Genomic DNA, 26,043 nt, shown 5'->3' on the forward strand with positions numbered 1-26,043 from the left:
CCTAGAGGTTGGTGACCAGTTCGGCGTGTCCTTCGGTACCCATATGTTCCAGATGCGGTTGCTGCCCCTTGCTCCAGGCCTTGATGCGGTGGCTGATACGATAGGCGACGGCGATGCCTTCGGGGGTTGTTGAAGGCGTGTCCGGTCTGGCGGTGCCGACGAAATCGACGGTCAGATCGTCGGGCGTTGCCGTCACTATGGCAAAGCCGTGCCCTCCCTGATCGGCAAAGGCCAGATGCGGGGCCAGCTGCGGGTTCGACAGGGCTTTGGCCGCTTCGACATCTCCGCTGCGGGCATATTCCAGACAGGCCTCGACACCGTGGCGCACCGCCATATTCATGGCCGGAAGCACCGGGCCCTGATCGTTCTGCCTGACCAGATAAAGGGGCGACAGGGGGCGGTCCAAGGGCAGGGACGCTTCGGCAGCCTGGAATACCGAAGGGGTGGAAATGGAGCCGACCACAAACTCCACAGCCACGGGGTCATAGTCGCACGGCGGGATATCGGCGGACAGATACCCTGCGAAGAAGGCGTGGCGATCCCCGACCAAGGAGACCATGTTGGTCACGCCCTGCGTCTTGGCAAAGTCGAGCAGTTCGCGCCGCTCTGCGGGATAGCCGCACCAGTCATCGGTGCCGGACAGGGCATAGCCCGCACTGGGCCATTTGGGCTCGAAATCCTTCGGCAGGTTCTGCATATCCGTGCGGCGATGCAGCATGCCGAAGGAGTTGCCCCACAGTTTCCAGCGGGCGGTGGACGAGACAAGACGCTCCTTGAACCACTGCTTCTGGCGTTGGCCCAGAATGCTGCCGGGGGGCATATCCTTGTGCGGATTGGGGTGTGACGTACCGTCATAGGCGAGGGTCTGGGGGGCGCCGCCGGGATAGGCGCGGCCTGCATCCAGAACCTCGATCACCTCCTGGGGGGCGTACCAGGGGAAGTTTCGCGGCAGGAAGGGTGCCGCCGCGTTCTGCTCGGCTACAGGACGGGATTTGAACGAGCGGTTGTCCGTCAGGATCAGCTCGATGTTCGCGCCCCAGCGCAGTGCCCGATAGACATTGAGGCTGTTGATGGCGGTAAGGTTGTTCGGTTCGTGCGCCAGGCCGTGGTCGTCGAAACCCTCAAGAGGCGTATCGGTCACCGCAGGCGGAAGGAAGCGCCGCAGGGCATCGGTCGAGCCGATGACGCGGGCGGGAATATATTCAAACCACGCCTGATTGGCCGCGACCTTCAGCGACTGGGCCGGTGCGGGGCCGTCATAGTTGATCTGGCTCTGGAAGCAGCGGTTGGCGAACTCGTGATTGTCCCAGATGCAGATGAAGGGCCAACGGGCGCGGGCATCCTGGATATCGCGGTCGGCCAGATAGGCGCGATAGACGTGACGATAGTCCTCGACCGTGGTGGGCACCTGTATCGTGCCCACGCGGCGGCCGGTCGGAAGGGGGCCGATCTCGTTGACGTCGCGGCCTTGAACCTTGGGCTGGTCGGCGGGCGACCAGATCATTTCATAGATGAAGTCGCCCAGATGCAGCACAAACTGCAGCTGTTCCTGCGGCGGGCGCGACATGTCCTCCACGATCATGCGGCGCAGGGGCGTGGCGTGGCCGATGTTGATGTTCTGGCAACTGACAAAGGCGAAGCGGACGGGCGAGACGTCGGTGGTATCGGGCGCGGTAAAGGTGCGGCCTGTGCGGCTGGCATAGCCGTCATTGTCGACAAAGCGGTACCAGTACTGACGACCCGCCTTCAGGCCGCCCACGAGAACGCGGCAGGTCCAGTCGGCCTCGGCCAGGGGGATGACGGTTTCGCGCGTGATCACGGTGCGGAAATCGTCGAACTCGGACACTTCTACACGCAGGCTGTCGGCACGGCCGGGCCACCGGGGGCAGCGCGTCCACAGCAGCACATTGTCGCTCTGTGGATCAGCCGATGCGACACCTTCGGGAAAACGTTCGCGCGATACGCCGCGCACCCCTGCGATGGCGGCAGCGGGTCCGGCCATGACCAGACTGGCTCCCACAGAAGCGGCAGCGGCAATGAGGAACTGGCGGCGGTCTGGCGGCGTCATATGGCTTTTCGTGCGTTGATATCGCCTACAGTTGGAGCCTGTACCGCCGTTTTTCCAAGTTAATAAGGCGTAACAGTAATGGCGGTTTCGGCCTTGAAATGACGTGGCATAGAGGTCAACGTGGCCGGACAACCTTCGCCTGTGTCACCTGTGCGCGACGCTGTAGGGGTGTGGGGGCCGGCGAGGGGGGATCGGGTTGCAGGGCGCTGTGTCCTGTCCGGTAGAACCTTCGGAGCCGCGTTATGACCGTTGCCGGGACACTCGCTGATCGACCTGTCGGCACGCCGAGGATTTTCGGCCTGTTCCTGAGATTGCTGTCGGCCAACTGGACGTGGGGGCAGCTGGATATAGTCCTGCCCAACGGCAATGAGCACCGGCTGGTCGGCCCCCGGCCCGGCCATCGTGCCGTGCTTCGGATCAAAAGCTACAGGATGGCGGGCCGTGTCCTGAAAGGCGGCGATATAGGTTTTGCCGAAGCCTATATGGCGCGCGAGTTCGATACGCCGCATCTGGCCGTGCTGCTGGAGACGCTGGCCAATAACTACGAGGGTATCCGCCGGCTGTTTGACGGCAACCGCATTGGACAGGTTGTGAACTGGATCGGCCACCGGCTGAACCGCAACAGCCGCGAGGGCGCGCGGCGTAACATCCATGCCCATTACGACCTCGGAAACAGCTTCTATGCGTTGTGGCTGGACCGGACGATGACCTATTCTTCCGGACGGTACGGAGGGACGGTCCGTACGCTGGAAGAGGCGCAGACCGCCAAATACGCCTCGCTTGCGCGGATGATGGACCTGCGGGCAGGCGAGACGGTGCTGGAGATCGGATGTGGCTGGGGCGGCTTTGCCGAATATGCCGCCAAGGTGATCGGGGCCAAGGTGACGGGCATCACCATCTCGCGCGAGCAATATGACTACACGCGTGAGCGGATGGTGCGACAGGGACTGAGCGAGCAGGTCGATATAAAACTGATCGACTATCGCGATGTTCAGGGACAGTTCGATCGGGTGGCCTCCATCGAAATGTTCGAGGCGGTCGGTCAGGAATATTGGCCAGCTTATTTCGGCAAGGTCCGCGAGGTCCTGCGCCCCGGTGGCCGGGCGGGGTTGCAGATCATCACTATCCGCAACGACCTGTTCGACGGCTATAACAAGCGCACAGACTTCATCCAGAAATACATCTTCCCCGGCGGGGTACTGCCTTCGGAAGAGAGTTTGGCATCGGTGGTGGCGGGGGCGGGACTGGCCACGCGGGCGGTCGAGCGGTTCGGTATCAGCTATGCCGATACTCTGGCGGCGTGGGGCAGACGTTTCAGTGCGGCGTGGCCGGATATCCAGCGGATACACGACCGTTTCGATGATCGCTTCCACCAGCTTTGGATGTTCTATCTGGCCTATTGCGAGGCCGGTTTCCGGTCCAGACGGATAGACGTCATCCAGATGGCCGTATCCTAGGCGCGGGCGGGCGCTTCGGGCAGGGGCAGGATCACGGCGAAACAGGCCCCCTGAAGGCTGTCGGCCAGATCAAGGTCGGCGTGGTTCGCCCGCAAAAGGGATCGGGCGATCGACAGACCCAGACCTGCACCGCCTTCGCTGCGACGGGTGGTGAAGAAGGGTTCGAACAGGCGGTGCGCATCGCCCTCTGCCACGCCCGGACCGTTGTCGCAGACATTCAGGACAATCCGGTCGGGGTGTTCCTCGGCCGTCAGGGTGACGGTGGTGGCCCCGATCTGGCGGCTGTTCTCCAGCAATATGGTCAGCACCATCTCCAGCGTGGCCTCGGGCACGGCCACAAGCGGCAGACGGGCAGGCAGGCCGGTTTGGATGGCCAGAGCATTGCCGAGGGCGTCTGCGATACGGCGGGTCACGTCATAGAGGTTGGTGGCGACGCCCGCCTCGGGACGCGCCATGTCTGCACGGGCCAGATCCATCAGCCGCGATACCAGATCGGAAAGCCTGCGGGCATCGTCACCGATATTGGCGAGGAAACGCTCGCGCTGGGCGGGCTCCATATCGTCGGCATGGTCCTGCAGCAGTTCAACAGCGCCGCGAATACCGGCCAGCGGGGTTTTGAACTCGTGGCTGACAGCGGCGGCGAAGTCGCGCAGATAGCGCGAGCGGCGGTCTACGGCCTCGGCCATGCGGCCAAAGTCCTCGTACAGGTCGCGGATTTCCACGGCGGCGGTCGGCGGTGGTGGCGGAACCGTGCCGCCGCCAAAACTGACATCGCGGGTGGCGCGGCGCAGGCGCTCGATAGGGCGGGCGATACCGCGCGAGATCACGACAGCCAGAACGGTCAGCAGGCCCAATATGGCGACTATGCCAAAGACAATCTTGCCGCGATCCTGATAGATGCCCTTGAACAGCGCACGCGGAGAGCGCGAGGTCAGGATCACGCCCTCGACCTTGCCGTTCACGACCACCGGACGTGCATGGTGGATGCGCAGGGCCGAGGCACGGCTGAGCCATTCGAAAGAATAGCGGGGCTGATAGGCGGCGTTGCGGCGCAGGACCGTGGCGGGTCGCCCGGACAGTGCGGTGACCACTTCGGGCAGGTCGGCCCAGCTGCCACCGAAACCTTCGCCGCGAAGGACAATGCCGTGACGGTCCAGAACGGTGAGCGAGGCCAGCGTGGTGCGCGAGGTTTCCTCGATGATCGGGTTCAGTTTCTCCATCACGGCCAGGGCTTGGGGATCGGCGGTGCGCGCGCTGGCAGGGGCGGCTGGTCTGGGCGGCAGAACTGGATCGGACCGCAGATCGATGGTGGCCGGAAAAGGCACATAATAGCCGGGTTTGCGGCGCAGTTCGGGGGTGACGGGCAAATGGACCGCGCCGGGCCAGATCGCCTCTGCCGTGGCCGAGATGGCGGCGGTCTGCGCGATCAGTTCAGCCTCGGTCTGGCGCACGAGCGTGTTTTCGTACACGCGCAGGAATATGGCACCCAGCCCCGGCAGCAGGGCGGCAAACAGCAGCACCGACAACAGGATGGTGCGCAGCCTCATGGCGGGCCAGTGCGCCCGTACGAAACCGCGCAGCCGCTCCACCCCGGCTGATGTCACGCGTTCAGGCCCGCGCCCTGGGCACCGAGGCACGGACCCAGCTGATAGCCGACGCCCGATCGGGTGCTGATCACATCGCCGCCGCCCAGAGCCGCAAACTTGGCCCGCAGATTGCGGACGTGGCTGTCGATGGTGCGGTCGGTCAGGGCAAAGCCCGGCCCGTGGATGCGGTCTATGATGGCATCGCGGGTAAAGACCATCTGGGGTTTGGCCGCGAGGGTCTTGATGATGCTGAACTCGGTCGCGGTCAGGGCCACCTCACGATCATCCCAGCGGGCGGCCCAGCCGTCGGTGTCAAGCGACAGGCGACCGATCTTTACGCCACCCGACGGTACGGGCGGCGGCGACAGCACGGTGCGACGCAGGATGGCCGCGACGCGGGCCACCACTTCGCGCGGGCTGAAGGGTTTGACCACATAGTCGTCGCCGCCCAGTTCAATGCCGAGGATGCGGTCGATCTCGTCATCGCGTGACGACAGGAACAGCACGGGCAGGTCGCTCTGCGCGCGGATGCGGCGGCAGACTTCCAACCCGTCCATGCGCGGCATGTTGATGTCGAGGATGACCAGATGCGGCTCATAGGTCTCGATGGCGGCCAGAGCCGCTTCACCGTCACCGGCTTCGCACGTGGCAAGGCCGGCCTTGGCCAGCGCAAAGGCCAGAAGGTCCCGGATATGGGGATCGTCATCAACAATCAGGACAGTGCGCTGCATGATCCCCATGTTCAGTCTCTGCTGCAAAAGGTCAACGGGGCGCGTGGGCAGGGCGGATATCGGGGTGTGCATGTTCATGTGCGGATCCAATCGGTATCGCAGGCAGGGGAAGGACAGGGGCGGGCGGCAAGCGCGTCAGGACGAATGGACCGGAGGCGGGACAGACGGCGGGCATCGCGCCATCTCCAGCTGCGCCAGTCGGCCTGGCGTTGCGTCAGGCTGAAGATCCGGTCATCGAGCATGGGCCGCACGGTGGCTTTGAAGGCGGGGTCGCCCGTGCGCTGTTCCATGCGGGCCAGTGAGAGAACCGAGGCACCGCCCAGCGTCATCAGATAGGGCAGGTCGAGAGGCTGGCCGTGGCCACCGGCTTCTCTGGCATGGGTGGTGTTCCATGCGGCCACGATGGGGCCGAGATCGATGGTGGCGGCCGTGAAAAGCACGATGGCACAGGCAGCCACATTGGTATTGATAAGCCAGCTGCCGGAGCGGTTTTTCAGCAGTCGCCAGCAGATCAGGCACAGGCCCACCGCCACCAGCACCATCCAGATCATGGCCGACAGGCGCAGACGTGTGAGCGAATAGACGTCGATGTATTCGGCTGTGCGCAGCAGGCTGGACGCGACCAGCAAAAGGTTCTGGCCGACCCACAGCACCACCAGCCGCCGGATCCACGGATTGTTGGCGGTCGTCGAGCCGGGGTGCAGAAAGACCAGAACGAACAGACCGGCCAGCAAGGCGGTGAAGATCAGCGGATAGGCGCCGCGATGCGCATATTCCGCCAGTGTGATCTCCGCAGGCAGGCTGGCTCCGCTCCACAGGAAGGCCAGGTCCAGTCCGTTCTGCACAGCAAAGATCAGATTGAACACGACCAGCGAGGCCATGACCGAGGCTGCCGGAATGAAGGAGGTGTCACTGGAACGGTGCGGCAGGGCTATCAGCTTGCGACGCCAGCGGGGGCGAAACACGCCATAGGTCCCGATCAGCACAATGCCCCAGAATATCACCCGGGCGATCTGGTTCTCGCCCGGTCGGGGCACGCTCAGACGGCTGATGAAGTCGGCCAGAAGCGGATTGGCCATTGAAAACAGGCCGATAAAAACGACAGCACCGATAACGGGCACGACAAGAAAATGCAGGACCCTGGCCGGTGCCACGCCCGCGCCTTTGCGGGTTTTGGCTCTCGACAGGGTGCGCAGATCAAGCGCCGGAGCGATGAAGGCACCCAGTACATTCACGATAAGGCGCTGCGCCCAGCGCCACGCATCTTCATGCGGTCTGACACGTGCGGACTGCATGGCCACCATCAAGGCGATACCGAACAATATCCATGCCAGAAGGCTGGGCCGGTCAATCATGACCGCTGACATCGCCAGCGCGGCGAGTGCGGCCCACTGTCCGCGTCGATCACCGCGCCATCCCTTGCGCACGCTTGCGGCCAGCACCAGCCACAGCAGACAGAAGACACCCAGCACCGATCCGGGAATGGTGTCGAAGACCAGAATATCCGCCGTGACCACGAGAAGCACGGCGGCAGAAATCTTGAACCAGAAACCGGATTGAATGGCAGTGATCACGAAGCACCTCGGTCGTTGTCGAGATGGCTTATCGACCGCTGCCGTCGAGGCGTTATGGCGGGCGCGTCAAACTGCTGCGCAGGGATTGTGCAGAACCGGTGCAGATGCCGGTGCGTTGTTTGAAAGCATCCGCAGAACAGCGAGCGGGCGTTAGGCCCGTGCATCAGGCCGTCCTCACTGCCCACTCCATCCGTTAGGTCCGATTCCGGACTTATGGTGAAGTTGATTAACCGGGGCCGATCGGGCACACCCGCATCCATATTGCCGGTGCGGTCAGATCCTTCTCAAGCGAAACAGCTTTGAAATCAGCACTATAAGGGACGAATGTGTTCCGGTTAAAAAGCTTCGGCAAATCCTTGATCTAGCATCGCGTCATTAACCGTAAGGCTTATTTTCAAACGGGGCCGTAAAGGCGGGAACGGTTCAGCTTTGCAAAGATTTACACGAGGCAACAACTGTCATGTTTCGACACTGAAGACATGACATTCGTATTCCGGGGAGCGAATGAATGGGGTCTGCGTCCAATAATTATTTGGTCAGTTCAAAGTCACTGTCTGTAGCGCCGTCGCCGTTATGGCATCCCGTCGTTGGATTGTTGCCTGAACAGGCCAAGGCCTTCTGTTTGAACCACGGGCGGTTTCTATCCCTTCAGCCGAATGAGTCGCCGCCGGACGGTGTGGTGTTCTTTTCGACCTTCGGGGCGTTGGGGGTGTTCGTGGATGACGGACCTATCTGCGTGGATACGGTCCTTCCCGGAGGCGTATGGGGATGGGGGCACACCATCGGCCGCAATCCCTTCAGGGCCAGTGCGCTGACACTGTGCGAGGGTTTCCATGTTCCGGCGGCCGAGCTGAGACGCAATCTGGATGAACTGTGGCTTACGCGATTGCTGAACGCCAACGAGACGCTGCGGGCCAAGCGTCTGGCATCCGAAGCGGCCTGCAATGCCATGCACACCTGTCTGCAGCGCGTGGCCAAATGGATACTGCGACTGTGGCGCAGCGGCAGCGCCGACAATCTGAAAATCACCCAGAGCTTCATGGCCGAGATTACCGGCTTCCAGAGAACCAGCGTCAATGCGGCCTGCGGGGCCTTGCAGGACCGTGGGGTGGTGCGTGTTCAAAGAGGCCGTGTGACGGTGGTCAACGAGGCCCTTCTGAGCCGGATCGCGTGCGGCTGCGACGCGATGAATTCGGCGAACCATCACGCCAATCACTCGCACAGGGTTGCCGCCAACAGCGCCGTGGCGACCCTGACCGAAAGATGCGCTAACGGATAGGATCAGCTTGGGGGTGCGGCGGTGAGGACCTTCGCACCCTTGATTTTATTCCGCGACGACACGAGGAAGGGTGACGACGAAACGGCTGCCCTGTCCTTCGCCTTCGCTTTCCACCTGCACCTGGCCGTTGTGGATATCCACCAGCTGTCTGACCAGCGCCAGGCCGACCCCCAGACCATCGCGGGAGCGTTCATCCGGACCGCTCGACTGTGCGAACAGGTCGAAGATTTTTTCGCGTACTTTTTCGGGAATGCCGATGCCGTTGTCCTCGACGGCAATGCGGATCGTGCTGTCTTGGACGGTGCTGACCAGCCGGATCTGGCCCCCGGTCGGAGTATACTTGGCCGCATTGTTCAGCAGGTTGCTGATGATCTGCGACAGGCGGGTGAAGTCGCCATGCAGCCATACCGGTTCATCCGGCGTGGAGACGCTCAGGGTGTGATTGCCCGCGTCGATCTTGGAACGGCTTATATCGACTGCTGAGGAAAGGACGCTTTGAAGGGTCAGCTTCTCGCGCTTCAGCGAGATCTTGCCCTGATCGATGCGGGCAACATCCAGAAGGTCCTCGACCAGACGTGTCAGGTGCTGGGCCTGGACTTTCATCCGTTTCTGGATGTCCTGCTGCCTTTCGGGGTCGTTGTAGCGTTCCAGCAAAGTGAACCCTGCCGTCAGCGCCATGATCGGATTGCGCAGTTCGTGGCCAAGTACGGCTATGAACTCGTTCTTGCGCTGATTGGTTTTGCGAAGGACGCTGGCATAGTTTTCAAGCTCGTCGCGCTGGGCGATGATTTCGCGGCGCTGGCGATACAGCTCGATGAAAACATTGACCTTGCTGCGTAAAATGTCGGCTTCGATCGGCTTCTGGATGAAGTCCACGGCACCGGCTTCATAGCCGCGGAAGCGGCGCTGGATGTCGGCGCTGCCGGCTGTGACGAAGATGATGGGAATGGCGCGTACATTGATGTTGCCGCGCATATATTCGGCCAGCTGGAAGCCATCCATGCCGGGCATCTGTACGTCGAGCAGCGCCAGGGCCACATCATGGACCAGCAGGAGTTCCAGCGCCTCCTCGCCAGAGCGTGCCTTCAGGCAAACCACATCCTCGTTCGCAAGCAAGGCTTCCAGAGCGAGCAGATTTTCGTCCAGGTCGTCGACGAGAAGGATGTTGATCGGCTGTTCGGAAATGCTCATGCGCGTACAATCGCTTCTAGATATTCGGCAATGCCCGGCAGAGGGATGACGGTGGCCGTGGGGCAAAGGGCGATACCGGCCTCGGGCATGGTGCGTGCGTAGGCTGTATCGGGACATTCGATCAGGACAGTGCCTCCGGCGGCGGCAACCGCGGCCACGCCTTGTGCGCCATCCTGATTGGCTCCGGTCAGGAGTACGGCCACAAGCCCCGCTCCATAGGTGTCGGCCGCGCTTTCAAACAGGACGTCGATAGACGGACGCGAGAAATTCACCAGCTCGTCCGAGGACAGCGACAGATCGCCATTCAACTCGACCAGCAGATGGTAGTCGGACGGTGCGAAGTAGACGACGCCGGGACGGGCGGCTTCCTTGTCCTCGGCCTCTTTGACCGCGATGTCGCAACGTGAATCCAGCAGGGGGGCCAGAAGGTTGCTGCGGTCGGCCGGAACGTGCAGCACGACAAATACCGGAACCGGAAACGTCTGTGGCAGGCGCGGCAGTAGCTCCAGCAAAGCCTGGACCCCGCCGGCGGAGGCCCCGATGGCTATGGCCGAAACGCCGCTCACCGTTCATTCCTCCGATAGATTTTCTCGGCGGGGCAGAACTCGTTGAAGGCCTCCACATGGCGTGAGAAACGCAGGGTCTCCTTGGAGCCGATACCCAGAAAGGCATTATGGCTGAGGGAATCCTTGAACAGGCCTACGGCGCGGTCCTGCAGTGTGCGATCGAAATAGATCATCACATTGCGGCATGAGATCAGCTGCATCTCGCCGAAAACGGCATCCGAGACGAGGCTGTGGTCGGAAAAGACCACATTGGCGCGCAGGGCGCTGTCGAACACTGCCCGTCCATAGTCGGCAGTGTAATAGTCTGACAGAGACGAACGGCCGCCTGACTTCTGGTGGTTCTCGGTAAATTTGCGGATGCGGTCGAGAGGATAGATGCCGGCCTTGGCCGCCGACAGGGCATCGGGGTTGATGTCCGTTGCATAGAAGAGCGTGCGGTCAAACAGGCCCTCTTCCTTGAAGAGGATGGCCATCGAATACAGCTCTTCACCCGTGCTGCACCCGGCGATCCACACCTTGAGCGAAGGATAGGTGCGCAGATGCGGAATGACCTGTTCGCGCAGGGCCCGGAAATAGCTCGGGTCACGGAACATCTCGCTGACCTGGACCGTAAGGAAGTCCAACAGGCGCGTCAGCATGTCGGGATCATGCAGAACGCGTTCCTGTAGTGCCGTAATGGTAGGCAGGCCGAAATGGATGCGCGCCTGCAAGAGCCGTCGCTTGATCGAGGCGCGGGCATAGCGGCGGAAGTCGTAGTGATAGCGCAGGAAAACGGCCTCCAGCAGCAGCTGGATTTCGATATCCTCAACCGATGGCTGGGCCAGAGCGGACGCCGGTGTCGTCAGTCGTGCGGTCAACGGGGCATCCATACGCGTACGAGGGACAGCAGTTTGTCCACGTCCAGTGGCTTGGCCATATAGTCGTTGGCACCCGCAGCCATGCAGCGTTCCTGATCATCGGGCATGGCCTTGGCGGTCAACATCAGAACGGGCAGGTCACGCCAGCGCGGATCCTTGCGGATTTCCTGCGTCGCGGTCAGGCCGTCCATGACCGGCATCATCACATCCATCAGAACCAGATCGATGGCCCTGGCCGGATCGTTGGCCGACTGGGCGAGGGCGTCCAGCGCCTCCTTGCCGTTGCGGGCGATCTCGATTTTGGCACCGCGCGGTTCCAGCACATTGGTGAGGGAATAGACGTTACGCACGTCGTCCTCGACGATCAGGATGCGCCTGTCTTCCAGTACGGCGTCGCGGTTGCGGGCCTTGCGGATCATCTTCTGCTGTTCAGGGGGCAACTCGGCCACGACCTGGTGCAGGAAGAGGGAGACTTCATCCAGCAGGCGCTCGGGTGACTTGGCCCCCTTGATGATGATGGAGCTGGAGTAGCGGCGAAGCTGCTGCTCGTACTCGGGCGAAAGGTCCTGTCCGGTGTAAACGATTACCGGCGGGAAGGCGTAGGTCCCCTCGCGGCTGAGCGTTTCCAGAAGGGAGAAGCCCGAGGCGTCAGGCAGCGTCAGGTCCAGCACCATACAGTCAAAGGTCTGGGACCTGAGCTGTTCCAGACATTCGGCGGCCGTACCGACGCCTACGGTTTCCACATCACCGGAGGCCAGAAGATGGCTGACGGCGTCGCGCTGGACCGGGTCATCCTCCACGATCAGAACACGCCTGACAGAACGGGTCAGCTTCTCCTCGAGCGTCTTCAGTACCTCGACCAGTTCCTCGCGCTTGGCGGGTTTGACCAGATAGCCGATGGCCCCCAGCGACATGGCCGTCTGGCTGTGGTCGCCGCCGGAAATGACGTGGATCGGGATATGGCGTGTCTCGTCATCGCGCTTGAGCGCGTCCAGTACCGTCAGGCCCGACTGGTCCGGCAGGCCGACGTCCAGAACGACCGCGCTGGGGCGATAGCGTCTGGCCAGACGGACGGCTTCCTCGGCGGTGCCGGCAACCAGCACCTGGAAGCCCAACTCGTGCGAAAGGTCACGGATGATGGAAGCAAAACGGGCATCGTCCTCGACCACCAGCAGCACGCGGCGGTTGGAGTGCAGATGGTCGCGGTCATCCTCGACGGTCTGGGGCATCGCGCGGACGGGTTGGTCGGCAGCCGGTTCGACTGTCGGCTCCGCGGAGGCTGCGTGGGGTTCTGCCGAGGCCACAGGCATGATCTCGCGCGGGGCCACCCGATCGGCTTCGTAGATGCGCGGAATGATCAGGGTGAAGCTGCTGCCCTTGCCCGGTTCGCTTTCAAGTGTGATCCGGCCGCCCAGAAGACGCGCCAGCTCACGCGAGATCGAAAGGCCAAGACCCGTGCCGCCGTATTTGCGGCTGATGGTACCGTCCGCCTGACGGAAGGCTTCGAACACCGCCTTTTGCTGCTCGGGCGAAATGCCGATGCCGGTATCGGTGACGACAAAGGCCAGTTCGTCGGCCCCCACGGCCTCGACGGCCAGTTTGACCGAGCCGGCCTCGGTGAATTTGAAGGCGTTCGACAGCAGGTTCTTGAGAATCTGCTCCAAGCGCTGGCGGTCGGTTTCCAGTGCGTCGGGACCCAGTCCGGACAGGTCGATGTCGAACGACAGGCTGCGTTCATCGGCCACCGGCTGGAACAGCTGGCGCAGGTCGCCGGCCAGACGCTGGACGGAAACCGCCTCAGGGCGGGCCTGGATGTGTCCGGCCTCGATCTTGGACAGGTCGAGGATGTCGTTGATCAGATACAGCAGGTCGTTGCCGGACGACTGTATGGTGCGGGCATAGTTGACCTGTTGCTCGCTCAGGTTGCCGTCGGCATTGTCCGCCAGCAGTTTCGACAGGATCAGCAGCGAGTTCAGCGGCGTGCGCAGCTCGTGCGACATGTTGGCGAGGAAATCGGACTTGTACTGGCTGGCCTGTTCCAGTTCGCGGGCCTTGAGAGACAGATCGGCAGCGCTGCGTTCCAGATCGTCGCGCTGGATTTCCAGCATCTGCGCCTGTTCCTCGAGCTGGCTGTTGGTCTGCTCCAACTCGACCTGCTGCTGTTCGAGGCGGATCTGGGTTTCCTTCAGGGCGCGGCCCTGTTCCTCCAGTTCCTCGTTGGAGACGCGCAGTTCCTCGCTCTGGACCTGCAGTTCCTCGGCCTGACGCTGTGTCTCTTCCAGCATGTCCTGCAGGCGGGCACGGTAGCGGGCCGAACGCAGAGCCGAACCGATGGCGGAGCTGGCTTCTTCCAGCAGGGTGCGGGCGCGTTCGTCTATGTCATTGAGGAAGCCGAGCTCCAGCACGGCATTGATCTCGCCGTCAGCGGTGCTGGGCACAATCAGCAGGTGGCGCGGCTTGTCGTGGCCAAGGGCTGAACCGATGGTCAGATAGCCTTCGGGTACATTGTCCAGAAGCATGGTGCGGCCTTCGGTCGCCACCTGACCCAACAGGCCCTCGCGCCGTGCGAACTGTCTGGGCACAGCGGAGTCATCGGGCACGCCCATAATGGCTATGCGACGGAATATTCCGTCCTCGCCCTTGAACAGGGCACCGGCATGGGCTCCGGTATATTGGCTCAGATACGCCAGCACATTTTCCGCGAGCTGTTCGAGCGACTGTTCGCCCATCATCGTATTGGTCAGGCCGACCTGCCCTTCATGCAGCCACTCCTGACGGGCGCGTTGACGAAGGCTTCGACGGACTAGCTGGAAAACGGCAATCGTCAGTGCCGCACCCAGAAGCCCCGACAGAACGCCGCTGATGACGGCGGTGCGGGCGGCAGCCTGCATCTCGGCAATGCGCAGTTGGCGGACGCGTTGCTCTTCTACCTGCATCTGCGCCACGAGGCCGCGGATGGTGTCCATCACGTTCTTGCCGCGGTTGGAATTCAGGCGCTCGATCGCACGGTCAATGCCTTGCTCGCGACGGACGACAAGTGCGGTGTTCAGTTCATCCAGGCGTGTCGCCACGTGGATACGGACCTGTTCGACATAGCCGGTCTGGATGGGATTGTCGGCGGTCAGGGCGGACAGGTCATCAAGACGCCTGTCCGCGTCGGCCACCGCCCGTTCATACGGCGATAGATAGGAGGGATTACCTGTCAGCAGATAGCCGCGCTGTCCTGTTTCGGCGTCCAGCATGGTGGTCATCAGACTGTCGATGCCCACGATCACGCGATGGGTGTGCATGATCTGTTCATTATTGGACCGAAGAACCTGGATGTTCAGGTAGGTGAGCAGGCCCGTCGCGCAGAAGAATGCGAGAACGAGGGCTAGGCCAACGGCTGCCCAGCCCTCCGTCCGCGAGCCGGACTTCAGACGAAACTTATCAAACATTCCAGGCCACCCCGCCAGGACAGTTCGCGCCCCATTACCGCGATCCGTCAGTGTTTAAGAACTGTGCTGTCAGTGCTGACGGACGGTTCCATCGGCACAGGTCGTACTGCAACGCTAACCAAGCGCGGCGGTTCCTGTAGATTACTGCGCTATTTGAAAAAATCTTACAATTGCGATGACTTGTTTTTGTGGGGGCAATGACAGGGGGCGATCCCTTCGCAAAGCATTGCTATTTGTGGCCTGCTCGTGGATCGTGAGGGGCGAGAAACCGTCGCTTTCGGTTCAATCCGGTCCGGAACCCGCTGTCTATTTGCCGGTGGGGCCGGCCCTGTCAGGGTGTGATATTCATGAGAGAAGCCGTCATCGTTTCCACAGCCCGCACGCCCATTGGCCGTGCCTATCGCGGGGCTTTCAACGACACACCGTCGCCGACACTGGCGGGCCATGCCCTGCGTGCGGCAGCCGACAGGGCCGGGCTTGAAGGCGGCGAGATCGAGGATGTGCTTCTGGGCTGTGCCCTGCCGCAGGGCTACCAGCACACGATTGCCCGCAATGCGGTGCTTGCGGCGGGCCTGCCTGTTTCGGTCGCGGGCATGACGCTGGACCGGCAGTGCGCCTCGGGCCTGATGGCCGTGGCCACGGCGGCCAAGCAGATCATCACCGACCGCATGCAGATTACGGTCGGTGGCGGTGTGGAATCCATTTCCACCGTCCAGACGGTCGAGATGCGCGTCCAAAGCGATCCGACGGTGTTGGAAAAAGCTCCCGATGCCTATATCGCCATGCTCAACACCGCCGAGATCGTTGGCAAACGCTATGGGATCAGCCGCGAGGAATGCGACGCCTATGGCCTGATTTCACAGCAGCGCACGACCCAGGCCTATGAAGCCGGTGCCTATGCCGACGAATTGGCACCCATGCCGTCGCGCATGAAGGTGACGGACAAGGCCACGGGCGAGGTGTCCTACAAGGACGTGACCCTGACACGCGACGAAGGTTTCCGTCCCGACACCACACTGGAGGGACTGCAAGCCCTGCGTGAGGTCATTCCGGGCGGGATCGTCACGGCGGGCAATGCCAGCCAGTTGTCAGACGGGGCTTCGGCCTGTGTGCTGATGGAGGCGGGCGAGGCTGAGCGCCGTGGACTGCAGCCGATGGGGCGCTATGTCGGCATGGCGGTGGCCGGTGTGGAACCGGATGAAATGGGCATCGGTCCGGTCAAGGCCGTCCCGCCGCTGCTTGAGCGTTTCGGGCTGAAGGTCGAGGACATCGACCTTTGGGAACTGAACGAGGCCTTTGCCGTGCAGGTCCTTTACTGCCAGAAGGTGCTGGGCATTCCGCTGGAGAAGATGAACGTCAACGGCGGTGCGATCTCGATCGGCCATCCCTATGGCATGTCGGGTTCGCGGATGGTCGGCCATATCCTGATCGAGGGCCGCCGCCGCAAGGCCCGTTATGGTGTGGTGACCATGTGCGTGGGCGGCGGCATGGGGGCCGCCGGACTGTTCGAAATCTATTGACGGGGTCTATCGGGCGGGTGCGGATAAGGCCGCACCCGCGTGGCAGCCTGTCGTTAGGGTTCCCACGACTGAAGCTTGAGAACATGGCCCCCGAGCTTCTGGAAGGCCCGCTGACGGCAGGTCAGGACGATGACCTGCTGGTCCTTGGCCTGACGGTGCAGGGCGTTGAACATGTGTTCGATGCGGTCGTCATCAGAGTAGACCAGAGCATCGTCCAGAACGACGGGAATGGGGCGGTTGTCGCGGGCCAGCAGGCGGGCGAAGGCCAGCCGTGTCAGGATCGACAACTGCTCGCGCATGCCGCCGCTCAGTTTGTCCACGGCCTCGTCCTGACCTTTGCGTATCAGGCTTTCGGGCAGCAGGGCCTGGTCGTCGAAGGTGATGGCCACATCCTCGAACAGCATGGACAGCAAGGGGCGCAGTTCTTCCATCACCGGCGCAAGGTACAGGTCCTTGGCTTCCTGACGGGCGCTTTCCAGGGCGCTTAACAGGCGTTGGAGGATGGCGATCTCGTGCTCGAACGCGCCCACACCCTGTTCGGCGGCTTCCAGTTCTTCGCGCCGCTCGTTGATTTTTTCCTCGACGGCTTCGTCGGAACGGGCCTTGATCAGGGCGTTATGGCTGGCGATCTCGACCTGAAGCTGGTTGCTCTCTTTTTCGGCGGCCGATTTGACCGATTGGGCGCGCTGAAGATTGGCCTGGGCGAACTCGAAGTCGGTCGCCGAGCTTTCTGCCTCGCGCACCTTGGCTTCTGCCTCTTCCACGCGGGCCTGCTCGGCGAGCAGGGCGGCTTTCAATTGCGCCAGCCTTGCCGGATGCTCGTCGGGCGCACCCAGTTGCTCGCCCATCTGCCTGAACCGGCTGTCCAGCGGGCTGTGGCGGGTGGAGATTTCGACATAGCGGTTGGTGGCGCTGTCGAGTGCCAGACTGCTGGTCTTCTGGGCTTCGATACAGGTGTGGCGGTGTGTTTTGGCGGCTTGGAACGCCGCCTCCAGGACGTCGCATTCAGGCAGGTCTTCGGGCACGTCCCTCGCAGCCAGTTCGCAAGCGGACACCTCCTGTTGCAGGGCTTCGATACCGTCAGGAGCCAGCGCGCCCAGACGCGCCGTCTCGGTTTCGATGCGGCCCATGATGTCTCTGGCCTGATCCTGTCGCAGACGCGCCGCGGCCAGACTTTCGACGCCCAGCGCAGTCAGCAGCTGGCGATGCTTTTCTTCGCAGGCGGCCAGTTCGGCGGCATCGTCCACACTGTTCGAGCGCAGTTGGATGGTGCCGATGCCCGGAGCGGTCAGGGCGGTGCGACCGGAATAGTGGCGCTCCTGCGAGGGTTCGAGCGCGACGCCGTCCATCAGGATCCGGTGGCTGGCTCCGCTGTCGTATTCGACGATGACGGACGGCCGGGCGTTGTCGCGGATGGTCCGCAGTTTGAGCAGGGTGTTCTCCAACTCCTGCAACTCGGCCAGCGCGCTGTCGGGAACGGTCTTGGCCGACAGGTCGGCCCTCAGCGATTCAATCGCAGTGCGTGAGGACAGGGCTTTGTCGAGACTGTCCTTCAGGGTCTGCAGACGTTTGGCGGCCTCGGTCGCGCGTTGGAAAAGGTCGTGTTTCTCCAGAGCGGACCGCGCGTCGGCTTCGGCCTTTTCGGCGGCGCTTGCGGCTTCGCGGGCGCGATGCTCAGCGTCCTTGGCCTCTTCACGATGGCGGGTCGCTTCGACGAGAAGCGGTTCCAGCGTCTTCAGCTCTTGCGTGACGGTGGCATAGGCTTCCAGTGCGCTCTGGAACTGATCCAGTTCGCGCTGTGCCGCGTCACGATTGGTCAGTGCCAGCTTCAGCTCGGCCTTCAGGCGTTCCAGAACCTCATGCCGCGATTTGGCGGCTTCGAATTGGCTTTGGGCCGTGGCCAGTGCCGCGTCACGCGCTGCAACCTCTTCAGGGCTGTTGAGCTCCTTGAGGCGACGGTTCTGGCTGGCTCTTTGATCGAGAGCGACGCGCAGGGCGTCCACATCCGCGCCCAGCTTTTCGATTTCGGACCGAAGCCGGTCACGCTTATCGAGTGCGGCATGATACCGGCCGCCGACCTTCGGGCGTCCCGTGGCCGTGACCAGTTCTTTCAGAGCGGCCTCGGTCGCGGACTGGATTTCGGCCATACGCCGCCCGCCGGTGATGGCTTCGACCTCGCCCTGTACGGAATGGAGCAGGTCGGTGCGGGCCGTGGTTTCGTTCTCGTCCTCGGCCTTCGTGCGGCGTTCCCAGCCGGTGACGCCCTGTTTGACCCAAAGTAGCGCGGCAGGTCCGCTGGTGGCGTCACCCAGCAGTTCACCGATGAAGCCCTCGGCCTCGTCCGCCTGTGCGATCAGGCGGCCGCTGTCCAGATCGACCACCTGGGCCACCGCCTTGCCGAGGAACTGTTTGGTGATGCGATAGCGCCCCTTGGCCGTGGTGATGTCGGCTTCCACACGGGGGGAGCCGCCGCTGTAGGGACGAAGCGACATCACATCCGCCGAACGGCTGGAATGTTTGGCGAAGAACAGGGCGGTCAGGGCCTCGAAACTGGTCGATTTGCCGAACTCGTTCGGTGCGGCCAGGACGTTTACGCCATCGCTCAGTCCTTCGATGGAGACGCCATGTCCGTCAAAGCGTTTGACGTTGAAAAGGCGCAGGGCATCGAGCCTCATTTCGATGTCTCCTGAAGGTGGCGGTACAGCCGCGACAAAGCCGATCCCGCGACAGAGCGGTCCTGTGCGGACAGGGCCGCATTGTTCACATCGGCCATCAGGGCGTTGGCCGCCTCGCGCAGGGCGCCGGACAGCTCGATACTGTCCAGATCGGATGGATCATATTCGATCTCAAGGTCGTCCAGTGACAGGTCGAACCATGCGAAGTCGTGACGCGTCTGCTCGGCGCGGTCCAGCAGGGCCGAGTGTTCGGCCACGCGTGTGTGGCCGCTGGCCCTGACCTTCCACAGGCTGTGACGTCGCTGTCCCATCTCCGGCAGGATGGCGTCCAATGCCGCCGGGGCCGAACTGGCCGTCATCAGGTGTAGGTCATGGCTGCGCCAGTCAAACGTGCCGGTGGGCACTGCCTTCATTTCCGGCTTTGCCCCGCGCGCGGCGATGGAGACGACAAAGGCCTCGCCCGGGCGATTGTGCTTGAAGCGATCCGGCTCCGGCGTGCCGCTGTAGTAGGTGCGATCGTCCACCTGCATGGCACCGTGCCAGTCGCCCAGCGCCAGATAATCCAGCCCCGACTGGCGCGCGCGATCCGGCGCGATGACGTCGTGGGTCGAGGCGTCTTCGGTAAAGTTCTGGATGGCCCCGTGGGCTAGTCCGATCCGCAGGGCGGTATCGTCCAGACCGCTTTCGCCCATCCATTCGGTCAGGTCACGGCCCGGACGCCTGAAGGTACAGGGCGCGGGCAGCACATAGGCGTTCGGCCCCACCGAAATCGGTGACGGCTCGACCGCCAGAATGACGTTGGGGGGCGCATCACCCGCCATGCGCTGCCAAAGCTCGCTGGCCTGAAGCGAGTCATGGTTGCCCGGCAGTATGATCCAGTGGATGTCCTCGTGCTGGGCCATCTCCGTCATCGCCTGACGTCGGACATCGGGCGCGGGTGTCTCGCTGTCGAAGGTGTCGCCGGCCAGCAGGACCGTCGGGGCGTTCTGCTCACGTGCATGGCGCGCCAGCTTGCCCAGCACCGCATGGCGTGCCTCGCGCAGACGGCCCGGCAGATCGCCTTCGAAATTGCCGAACCGCTTGCCGAGGTGAAGGTCGCTTGAGTGGATAAACCTGAACATGGCTACTCTGGCAGTTGGGCGGCGAGGTGCGCGCGCGCACGCTCTATAGCCTCATCCAGCCGCGCCCGCGATGGCGTCGCCAGACGCTCCAGACCCAGCAGGCGGGACAGTTCGCGTGTCGGGTCCGGCTCTTCCAGCAGATCGCGGTGCGTGACAACGACGTGCGCCAGTTCGGCCAATGGAATATCCGCAACCGAACGCCGCGCGTCGTCTCCGACAGGCTGACGGTAGGGTACGAGATCGGACACGCTTCCAGCGGCCCACACGAATTCCCCGCTGGATTCAAATGTGAGGTCGCAGGTCTTCAGATGCATCTCGATACGCTCTCTGATCCTTGAACCAGTTTTCAGCCAGCCGTGAGCCCGAGCGATCCTCTGGCACAGAATGTCTTTCCGCACGGGGGCCTCGGTCGCCATGACCGCATCGATCATCGCTTGAAGCGTCGGGCGATAGACAAAGTCGTAAAAGCTGTCCGGATCGGCACTGAAGGAAGAAAGGTCGGTCAACCGATAGACCGGCGCATCCGTGGGCGGGGCAGCCGACGCGGCGCTGTGGGGTTCGTCCACGGGGCTGTCCGTAACCTTTTCGGGCTCTGGTTCAAAACCTGAGGGCACATCGGGCAGCAAAAGCGGATCATCGCGGATTTCCACGATGTCCTCGACCTCGTGACCCATGTCCCAGTGCGCCGTGGTCCGGGTGTCTTCGGCGCGGCGGTCACGGCATGCGGCCAGCAGGTCCTGCAGGTCTTTGTCCAGGCGCTCGGCGCAGGCGGCGTGGTCATGCCACCAGTCGGTGGACCAGACGCGCAGTATGTTCCAGCCCAGCCCCCTGAGAACCTGCTCGCGCACCTTGTCGCGGTCACGGGCGGTGGCTGCACTGTGATAGGTCGCGCCGTCGCATTCCACACCCGCCAGATAGGCACCGGGCAGGTCGGGATGGCGCACGCCGAGGTCGATACGGAAGCCGGACATGCCGACTTGAGGCACGACGATCCAGCCGCGCTTTTCCAGTTCGGCGGCGACGGCTTCCTCGAACGGTGAATCAAACCCGCCCATAGAGTCCGTGGCTTGGGCCGCAAGGGCGATGCCGCCGCGTTCGGCATAGTCGAGGAAGGTCTTCAGATGATGGACGGCCAGCGCCTTGGTGCGCGTGATGTCGATCTGGTCGGCGGTGAAGCCGGAGAAGACGATCAACTCCTGTCGTGCACGAGTCACGGCCACGTTCAGGCGCTTCTCGCCGCCCTCTTTGTTGAGCGCGCCGAAGTCCATTGTCAGCCTTCCGGCGGCATCCTTCCAGAAGGTGATCGAAAACAGGATCACATCGCGCTCATCACCCTGAACATTTTCAAGGTTCTTGACGATGGTGGGTTCGACCCGCTCCTCCGCGAAGAACCATTCCAGTTCCGGCTCATTACGCCGCGCCACGTCCAGCAGGTCCATGATCAGGCTCTGCTGCTGGGCGTTGAAGGTGATGACCCCCAGTGTCGGACGGCTGCTTTCCGGCAGGGCCAGCCATGAGCGCATGCGGAGGACGGCTTCGTCGGCGATGGCCTGGGCTTCAATGCGGTTGGTGCGCGACTTGCCTCGGTCGTAGATGCCGTTCGGAACCTTGCGCAGCTGTACCGCGCGGTCATCGACCTGTGGCGACGGGAAGGTGACCAGCCTGTTCTGGTAATAGTGATGGTTGGAGAAGGCGATCAGTGACTCGCTGCGGCTGCGATAGTGCCAGCGCAGGTCACGTACGGGGATGCCCGAGGCCTTGGCCTCGTCGAGGATGCTCTCCAGATCTTTTTCATGATCTTCGACGTCCTCCTCTTCTTCATTTCGGCCGAAGAAGCTGGTCGGCGGCAGCTGTTTGGGATCACCGACAATGATGGTTTGACGGGCGCGGGCGATGGCCCCGACGGCATCCCAGGTCGTGATCTGTGACGCCTCGTCAAAGATCACCACGTCGAACAGTGTCTGGTTCGGCGGGAAATACTGGGCGATCGACAGGGGTGACATCAACATACAGGGGGCGAGTTTGCCGAAATAGTTCGGCATTCGCCCAATCATGTCGCGGATGGACTGGCTGGGGCGTTGCAGTTCCATCTGGTGGCGCAGCAGCCCCAGTTCGGAGTTGCGCGGCACGCTTTGGACCGGCGGAAGGTCGCGGTTCAGGGCGGCGATAACGCGCTGGGCCGCGTGTTTGCGCACCATGTCGTCGATCTCGCGGAACTCCGAGATCATGTTTTCATGCTGGAAGCGCCTGAAGCTATTGAGCTCCGGCACACTGTCCATCACCTGGGGCAGCCACCATCGGACATAGGCCAGGGTAAAGCGGGCACGGCTTTCTTCTGGCGGGATGTCACCGCGCTCCACCGCTTCGACCACGCTGGACAGGCCGTGCGCCACGGCCTGACGGCGGGTGTGGCACCAGCTGGACCAGTTTCGCAGCAGACGCTTCTGCTGGTCCAGTTCATCCAACTGTCGGGACAGATCGGCCAGCCCGTCGGGGGTATCTCCCCACGGGGGTGTACGCTCGGAAAGGGCGGCGAAGTCTTTCAGCGCGATGTTGAAGGCCTCTGTCGCCGCGATCAGGCGCTTGGCGACGGGGACGACGTTGTCGCCCATGTGTTCAGACCCCAACCACTGGCTGATACGGGTGATCAGGGCGGATATGTCGGCAGTCTCGCGCCCCGGCAGACGCAGGGCCGCGCGCAGGCTGGCGGCGAGCTGGAGCCGATCGGCAACCTCCTGGATCGGCGTGTCGAGGCCGCGCACAGGCAGGGGCAGCCCGTTCAGTCCATTGGCCTCGATCAGGCCCAACTGTTCGCGCATTACCCGCAGCCGTCCCAGATCGGTGTCCGGATTGACGGTTCCGCTCTCGGCATAGGATTGCAGCAGGCGCGTGATCTTGCGGCGTCCCAGTGCGGACATCGGCCAGAAGGAGGCCGAGGCTTCGCGCCATTCGCGGTCCAGCCGGTCCAGCTCTATGGTAGCCAGCGACGAGGGCGTAAAGCGTGCCCCCATCTGCGCTTCGTTATCGCGATAGATGCCGATCGCGGCTTCGAGATTTTTCAGGTCTTCGGCACAGCGCCCATAGGCCTGATGGAAGGCGATGGACACATCATGTCCTTCGGCCTGGACAAGGGCATGCGCCAAAGCCCTGCATGCCGTGAGTTCGGTCGATACCGGATGGTCTGCCGCCGACAGGCCCAGCGACTGGCGCAAGGCGTCCAGCGCATTTTCCAATACATCCGCCGCCGTACGCAGACCGCGACCGGACGCCAGCAGGGCGTCCTGCCTGCCGCTGGTCCATTCGGCGATGTCGACCAGATGCAGCGACGGGTGCCGCTCGATCGAGGCGTAAACCTTGCCGAGCTGATCGGCGATGTCCTCGAGTTTGGCCAGTGTGACCGCGTCGACATCCTGCGGCTTGGGCCAGTCCAGAACGGGGGTGTAGACGTCCCTGTCACGCAGTTTCAGGCCAAGCGCGCGATAGGCGGTCCAGCCATTCGGATAGGGGTGGTGCAGGGCCGTGACATAGGCGTTCAGCTGATCACGGCGAACCTTGAGGCGCTCGTTGATCGTGATCCATTCTTGGGCGTCAGTTTTGACGCTGTTCTCCCATGCCGCCTTGAGCTGGGACAGGAACTGCCTGCGGTCGGCCTTGTTCGAGTGCAGTTCGATACAGAAATCGCCGAGACCATGCTCTCGCAGACGGCGATAGACCACGTCGAGAGCGGCGGTCTTTTCAGCGACAAACAGTACCGATTTCCCGACCGCCAGACAGTTGGCGATCATATTGGCGATGGTCTGGCTCTTGCCGGTGCCGGGCGGGCCGACGATGACGAAGTCGCGCCCTTGTGCCGCGGCGAGGCTGGCCGCGGTCTGCGATGAATCCGACGGCAGAAGGCAGACGATATCGGCCGGATCATAGGTCTGGTCGAGCGTGTTCTCGTCAATAAAGGTGCCAGACCCGTCGCCGCCATTTTCAAAGGGTTTGTCGGGCGTATCGATCAGGTGTTTGACGACGCGGTTCTGACGAAGCGCATCGGTCCGTTCGACCAGATCCTTCCACATCAGGAATTTGGCGAACGAGAAGGTCGAGAGCGCGGCTTCGTCCACGACCTCCAGACCCGGCGCATCGCGGACGGCCAGACGCGCCGCGGCCAGAAGCTGCGGTACATCCACACCGTTGTCGTCCATCGGCAGGTCGGCGAGATGGTGCAGCTTCAGTTCGAACTCCCGCTCCAGAAACTGCAGCAGGGTCGAGTTGAAGCGCGGCTCGTCCTCGTGGAAACGGATACGGAACGGCGCATTGGCGCTGCGGCGCTCCAGCTTGACCGGCACGAGCAGAAGCGGGGCGCGATAGGTTTTCTGGTCTTCGGCCTTTCGCTTCCAGCGCAGGAAGCCGACGGCCATGAACAGGGTGTTTGCGCCCCCTTCGGCCAAGTCGTTCTTGACCTGTCTGTGCAGGTCGATCAGGCGCGCGTTGAGCTGGGGCCCGTCCAGCGGAGAAGCCAGTTCGTCGCGCTGCAACGCCTCGGCGGCAAAGTGGCGCTGAATGTCGCGCCCGTGAACCTCGCGGTAGAGTTCGGCATCACGCTCTCCCAGAGGATTCTGTTCCGGCAGGGAGATGATCTGGACCGCCGCTCCCCCCGCCAGACGGTCTTCGAGATAGGCCACATCCGGGCAGATGAAGGGGATTGTCTTCTTCGTTTCCGGAAAGTTCAGCAGGCGGTTGCGCAGCGTCAGGTCCAGAAGCTTCTTCTGCCAACGGTCGATACGGCCCGAGGCGGTGGTGGGCTTTTGCTCGACCTGGTCGCCGGCAAGATGATCAAAGGTCGGCGCTGCGGGCAACGGAAGGTCGCTGACGGGAACGGCTGCGTCATCGGCTTCCGTCATGGCGCGAGCCATCGGCTGATGCGAGGCGAGGGGGGTAATCCCGCCACTGCGCGCGCGCCGCACATCGATGGACGCCACGAAGGCACCGGCCTCTTCCTCGCTCATGCGATTGTCCAGAGCGCGCTGCGCCTGTTCAAACGTCATGGCGGGGCGGTGGGTCACGCCCGTTGTCTCGAACACAATCATCTCGCGCGAGGCGAGCGCCTTGCGAACCTCCATCTGGTCCGTTTCGATCGAGTTGGCGAAGGTTTTGGAGGTCAGCCACACACCCACGGCGGCATGGCCGTGGAACATCAACACAACGGGATGAAGGCCGGTGGCCTCCAGCGCGGAGGCGAACAGAAGCGTGGTATCGAGACAGGTGCCCAGCTTTTCCTGTTCGATCGTCAGGGGGCGGCGGACCTTCTGGCCGCGATGCTCGAAGCTCGCAGGGGGCTCGGCATAGAAAATGCCCATGCCGGTCACAGCAGAATAGACCGCAGCGGTCAGCATATAGGCGCGTTTGGGATCGTTGGTCTGATAGCCGTCAAGGCCGCTGGGCAGGCCGTGGGCCGCCAGCCGCTCTGCCGCCTTTCTCAGCACCCCCGAGATGGCCGGGTCATTGGGCATGACAAAGGCGGGCAGCAGTTGCGCCATGTCATTCACACCGCCCCATTCATCGCGCGCCAGCAGGCGCACGGGGAAGGTCTGTTCCTGCAGAACCTCGGAGCCGCATGTCAGCCGCAGGGAAATTTCACCGCGCTCGGCCTCATTCAGTCCGGCCAGATAGTCGGCGTCCAGCACGATGCGACGGTCGGAAATCTGGATGCGGTCGAGGGGGAGGAGGCGGTCGATCTGCCAGACTTTCGGCCGCAGAAATGCCGGTGACGACACCAGCTCCAGCCGACAGTTCTCGTAGGTCGCCTCTCCGGGGTTCTGGATTTCAACCGACCGGAGAACGGGGACAGCGTTCTGATACGAAGCGTAGGTGAAGCTGCCAGCGATGTCGGCTGTGAAACCGGGCGTGCGAACCTCGTGCAGGTCCTTTTCGGGCGCGCTGATTTCCTTGTCGATTTCCACCCTATTTCCCCCTAGTCCCCAGTGTCGGAATCC

The 26,043-nt window shown here is 62.8% G+C and carries 14 protein-coding genes; 3 read left to right on the forward strand and 11 right to left on the reverse strand.

Going from position 1 to position 26,043, the window contains the following annotated elements; translation table 11 throughout:
- Nucleotide 1 precedes the first annotated feature (1 nt).
- On the reverse strand, nucleotides 2–2,068 hold the full coding sequence (locus B3H86_RS01495) for an alkaline phosphatase D family protein (protein WP_292050790.1): 2,067 nt from the start codon (nucleotides 2,066–2,068) through the stop codon (nucleotides 2–4).
- Between the two features lie 242 nt (nucleotides 2,069–2,310).
- Here B3H86_RS01495 and B3H86_RS01500 point away from each other — a divergent pair, with 242 nt between their 5' ends.
- The gene (locus B3H86_RS01500; RefSeq protein WP_292050791.1) at nucleotides 2,311–3,525 is read left to right on the forward strand and encodes an SAM-dependent methyltransferase; all 1,215 of its coding nucleotides are present in this window, start codon (nucleotides 2,311–2,313) and stop codon (nucleotides 3,523–3,525) included.
- Here the strand turns inward: B3H86_RS01500 and B3H86_RS01505 are convergent.
- The 3 genes from B3H86_RS01505 to B3H86_RS01515 are packed head-to-tail and all read right to left on the reverse strand — an operon-like array spanning nucleotide 3,522 to nucleotide 7,416.
- The gene (locus B3H86_RS01505; RefSeq protein ID WP_292050792.1) at nucleotides 3,522–5,129 is read right to left on the reverse strand and encodes a sensor histidine kinase; all 1,608 of its coding nucleotides are present in this window, start codon (nucleotides 5,127–5,129) and stop codon (nucleotides 3,522–3,524) included. The two genes, B3H86_RS01500 and B3H86_RS01505, sit on opposite strands and share 4 nt — an antisense overlap.
- On the reverse strand, nucleotides 5,126–5,920 hold the full coding sequence (locus B3H86_RS01510) for a response regulator transcription factor (protein ID WP_292050793.1): 795 nt from the start codon (nucleotides 5,918–5,920) through the stop codon (nucleotides 5,126–5,128). The genes B3H86_RS01505 and B3H86_RS01510 overlap by 4 nt, the downstream gene beginning before the upstream one ends.
- Nucleotides 5,917–7,416: a DUF4153 domain-containing protein gene (locus tag B3H86_RS01515; RefSeq protein ID WP_292050794.1), complete on the reverse strand. Its 1,500-nt coding sequence runs from the start codon at nucleotides 7,414–7,416 to the stop codon at nucleotides 5,917–5,919. Before B3H86_RS01515 ends, B3H86_RS01510 begins: the two co-directional genes overlap by 4 nt.
- A 592-nt stretch (nucleotides 7,417–8,008) precedes the next feature.
- Between B3H86_RS01515 and B3H86_RS01520 the strand changes: the two genes are divergently transcribed.
- Entirely contained in the window at nucleotides 8,009–8,695 is a 687-nt protein-coding gene (locus tag B3H86_RS01520) for a Crp/Fnr family transcriptional regulator (RefSeq protein ID WP_292050795.1), read from the forward strand.
- A gap of 45 nt (nucleotides 8,696–8,740) precedes the next feature.
- Here B3H86_RS01520 and B3H86_RS01525 read toward each other — a convergent pair whose 3' ends face one another.
- From B3H86_RS01525 to B3H86_RS01540, 4 genes are read right to left on the reverse strand one after another with little or no spacing between them, the layout of a single operon-like run.
- The gene (locus B3H86_RS01525; protein WP_292050796.1) at nucleotides 8,741–9,886 is read right to left on the reverse strand and encodes a hybrid sensor histidine kinase/response regulator; all 1,146 of its coding nucleotides are present in this window, start codon (nucleotides 9,884–9,886) and stop codon (nucleotides 8,741–8,743) included.
- Nucleotides 9,883–10,452 carry a chemotaxis protein CheB gene (locus tag B3H86_RS01530; protein ID WP_292050797.1) on the reverse strand — a complete coding sequence of 190 codons (570 nt, stop codon included), beginning with the start codon at nucleotides 10,450–10,452 and terminating at the stop codon, nucleotides 9,883–9,885. The genes B3H86_RS01525 and B3H86_RS01530 overlap by 4 nt, the downstream gene beginning before the upstream one ends.
- A complete protein-coding gene (locus tag B3H86_RS01535; RefSeq protein WP_292050798.1) occupies nucleotides 10,449–11,309 on the reverse strand; it encodes a CheR family methyltransferase in 861 nt (286 codons plus the stop codon). The genes B3H86_RS01530 and B3H86_RS01535 overlap by 4 nt, the downstream gene beginning before the upstream one ends.
- Entirely contained in the window at nucleotides 11,306–14,746 is a 3,441-nt protein-coding gene (locus B3H86_RS01540) for a response regulator (protein ID WP_292050799.1), read from the reverse strand. Before B3H86_RS01540 ends, B3H86_RS01535 begins: the two co-directional genes overlap by 4 nt.
- 347 nt (nucleotides 14,747–15,093) lie before the next feature.
- Here B3H86_RS01540 and B3H86_RS01545 point away from each other — a divergent pair, with 347 nt between their 5' ends.
- On the forward strand, nucleotides 15,094–16,266 hold the full coding sequence (locus B3H86_RS01545) for an acetyl-CoA C-acyltransferase (protein WP_292050800.1): 1,173 nt from the start codon (nucleotides 15,094–15,096) through the stop codon (nucleotides 16,264–16,266).
- Between the two features lie 53 nt (nucleotides 16,267–16,319).
- On the opposite strand, the gene B3H86_RS01550 is transcribed toward B3H86_RS01545, so the two are convergent.
- The 3 genes from B3H86_RS01550 to B3H86_RS01560 are packed head-to-tail and all read right to left on the reverse strand — an operon-like array spanning nucleotide 16,320 to nucleotide 26,010.
- The gene (locus B3H86_RS01550) at nucleotides 16,320–18,941 is read right to left on the reverse strand and encodes an AAA family ATPase (RefSeq protein WP_292050801.1); all 2,622 of its coding nucleotides are present in this window, start codon (nucleotides 18,939–18,941) and stop codon (nucleotides 16,320–16,322) included.
- Nucleotides 18,938–20,062 (reverse strand): metallophosphoesterase family protein, encoded by a 1,125-nt coding sequence (locus tag B3H86_RS01555; RefSeq protein WP_292050802.1) that lies wholly within the window; start codon nucleotides 20,060–20,062, stop codon nucleotides 18,938–18,940. Before B3H86_RS01555 ends, B3H86_RS01550 begins: the two co-directional genes overlap by 4 nt.
- A gap of 2 nt (nucleotides 20,063–20,064) precedes the next feature.
- The gene (locus B3H86_RS01560) at nucleotides 20,065–26,010 is read right to left on the reverse strand and encodes a DUF3320 domain-containing protein (protein ID WP_292050803.1); all 5,946 of its coding nucleotides are present in this window, start codon (nucleotides 26,008–26,010) and stop codon (nucleotides 20,065–20,067) included.
- Between the last annotated feature and the right edge of the window lie 33 nt (nucleotides 26,011–26,043).

It is taken from the genome of Brevundimonas sp. UBA5866, assembly GCF_002432125.1.
Classification (GTDB): Bacteria; Pseudomonadota; Alphaproteobacteria; order Caulobacterales; family Caulobacteraceae; genus Brevundimonas.